Source organism: Neisseria sp. P0009.S007 (assembly GCF_051962515.1).
Window position 1 is genome coordinate 1 of the sequence record NZ_JBQCVF010000468.1, and the last position, 1,101, is coordinate 1,101.

The window sequence follows — 1,101 nt, forward strand, 5'->3', positions numbered from 1 at the left end:
TCCTACGTCAAACCCCGTCTGAACGGCGAAATGTACTACGGCGAAAGCCCGATTCAAGCGGAAGACCACGAAAGCTCGTTCACCTTCTGGAACACCGGCCGCCAATGGCTGACCGGTCTGTCTTATCAGTTTGAAAACCCCAAACTCGAAATCGGCTGGCGCGGCCGCTACGCCCAAAGCGTGAAATACACCGACGTCGCCCGCGGACAAGGCACGATACACGGCAAGAAATCAGGCTACGGCGTACACGACATCTACGCCAACTGGCAGCCGCTGAAAAAAGACAACCTGAACGTCAACTTCGCCGTCAACAACATCGGCAACAAGCAATACCGTTCGCACAGCCAACGCTTCCCTGACGGCAACGGACGCATGCCCTTCTACGAACGCGGCCGCGAGTTTGCCTTGGGCGTGAACTATCGTTTCTGATGATACGAACGACGTTATAAAGAAACCAAAGGCCGTCTGAAATTCAGTTTTCAGACGGCCTTTTATAATTCGTAGACAATTTGATTTTAAAGTATCTCCTCTCCCTTTCTAGTTACACAACGGATTATCCAGTCTTCAAATCTTCTCCATTGGGCTTCTTTTCCAAATCGGTCATGATTTGATTCCTTCTGAAAACTGACTACCAATTCTTCCAATATAAATAAAATATTATATAGATCATCTCCAGTGCCGTCTGAAAATATAAGGCTGTATTTTTACATTTAACCATGACGTTGGAGTTTAAAAATACAATCCAAATATTCATTACACTTTTACTGTAAACCATTTGACAAAGTCATCTTTAAAGCTATAATATTTCTCATATATGATTTTTGTTATATATGTTTATTTATAGACAATCCATTCTTAAACAAGGAGCAATAAAATGAAACGAAACTTGGGTACTTTAGATCGCGTAATCCGTATTGTTATCGGTGTTGCGCTGATTGCTGCAGCCGCTACCGGACAAATTGGCTGGTGGGGTTGGCTGGGCATCATCCCCCTGGGTACAGCACTGATTGGCAACTGTGCGCTGTACAGCTTATTGGGCATCAACACCTGCCGCATCAACAAAAAATAACGAAGGCAAAACATGAGTACGGTCGGACAACT

At 44.8% G+C, this 1,101-nt stretch carries 1 protein-coding gene and 1 pseudogene; both read left to right on the top strand.

The features are described 5' to 3' along the window. A pseudogene (locus tag ACTHS3_RS14110) lies at positions 1-429 on the top strand (TonB-dependent receptor); the annotation flags it as partial. A 445-nt stretch (positions 430-874) separates the two neighbouring features. Further along, a complete protein-coding gene (locus ACTHS3_RS14115) occupies positions 875-1,069 on the top strand; it encodes a YgaP family membrane protein (protein WP_003685761.1) in 195 nt (64 codons plus the stop codon). Positions 1,070-1,101 lie beyond the last annotated feature (32 nt).